The following is a 1,663-nucleotide window of genomic DNA, read 5'->3' on the forward strand; positions in this document are numbered from 1 at the left end:
TCACCCGCCGCAGGCTGCGGCAGTCGCGCCCACGTCGACACCGAGAAGCTCCGCGTCCCGTCGACCTGCGGCCGCGACGTACGGGCGTAACCGGTGGTCCCGTCGAAGTGCGCGGCGGTCGCCAGCGTGCCCGGCACTCCCGACTGCACGCCCCCGGAGGAGGTCAGGGCATCCGACTCGGGTTGTCCGGTCAGCGTGTTGGCGTTCTCGTCGAGGTGCCACACGGCCTTGGCGGGCATCCCGGTGGTCAATGACTGATCCGCGGCGACAGCGCCGGCCTCCGCTGCGGACAGCGCCCGGTCCCAGACCTTGACCTCGTCCAGCGAGCCCTTCCACGGGTCGACGTAACGGCCCATGTAGCGGAGTCGGCCGAGTTCCAGCGGACCGCGTGCGGCGAAGGAGGTCGGGGCGTAGGTCTGCGCGGCGAGCACGCCGTTGACGTAGAGGAGAACCTTCTTGTTGGTGGCGTCGTAGACGCCCGTCAGATGGGTCCAGGTGTTGACGGCGACCGGTGTCGAGCTGGTCGCGGACTGCCAGGCGAAGCCGTCGGGAACGTCGGCGGTGAAGGTACTGAAGGACCAGTACCCGCTGCGCTCGCCCAGGTCGAAGAACGCGGTGTTGCTACCGGCCTGTGTGACAGCAGTACGGACTCGGTCAGCATCGGCGAGGTTGGCCCACACCGAAACGCTGAAGCTCTTACCGGTGTCCAGCACCGCCGCCTGGGTACTGGCGTAGCCGTTGGCGGTGCCGTCGAAGGCCACGGCCTTGCCGAGATGTCCCGGGGCGTTGGCGGTGGCACCCGGGCTGAGGACCGCGTTGATGGCCCCGCCCCCGCCGGTGAACGGACCGCCCGATCCCTCGTCCAGGGTCCAGCCGGCTCGCTGTGACTGCCCGGCCAGGACGTTGAAGTAGTACGTCTGGGACTGCGAGACGTTGTTGGAGCCGTCGAGGGCCTGCACGGCGAGACTGTGGACGCCGGGCGTCTCGGGGAGCACGTTGATGGTCTGCGGGGCACCCGCGGTGGTCGCGACCTCATGGGCCGCCGAGGCACTGGTGTCCAGCCCCCACTGGTACTTGACGACGTCCGTGCTGGTCGAGTCCAGGGTGAAGGCGCCGTACTTGCCGACACCGTCGGTCCAGGCCAGTGCGGCCGCCGCGTCCTGGGAGGCGGGGTAGGAGGTGGAGGTGACGACCGGGCCTTCGGGCTTGGTGTCGTCCACGGCCACGTAGCAGGCGCTCGGGTCACCGTCGGAGGACCACGGTCCCCAGCTCGCGCCGTCCCAGGCGCGCATCTCCCAGGTCAGGTACCGGTCCTTGGGCAAGGTGTCCGGAAGGCTGAGCGAGAACTGCGAGCCGGAGCCCTTGAAGGTGCTCCCGTCGGGCGCGGTGCCTTCGGCGCCGGTCGACCACCAGCGGCGCTTCCATCCGGTGCCGTCGTCCCAGCCGACGGCGAACTGGACACCGATGGCCTCGCCGTCCGGGTCGCTCGCCTTCGCGGTGATCTGCGGCATCTTGTTGACCTTGACGGTGGTCGCCTGGCAGACCGAGCCCGGGGACATGGTCAGGTCGCTCATCGGGGTCTGGCGGGGCGGGAGGTTGTAGTAGACCCGCAGGTAGGCGTCGTCGGTCAGCCGCTTCCAGCTGTTGCTGTCGCCCTCGTTCT

1 protein-coding gene is annotated in these 1,663 nt (G+C 69.6%); it reads right to left on the reverse strand.

Annotated features, from left to right (window positions below):
* A partial coding sequence (locus AB0K43_RS31410) for a LamG domain-containing protein (RefSeq protein ID WP_363645820.1) occupies positions 1–1,663 on the reverse strand: 1,663 nt, incomplete at both ends.

Origin of the sequence: Kitasatospora sp. NPDC049258, from assembly GCF_040678895.1 — a bacterium.
Taxonomy (GTDB): Bacteria; Actinomycetota; Actinomycetes; order Streptomycetales; family Streptomycetaceae; genus Kitasatospora.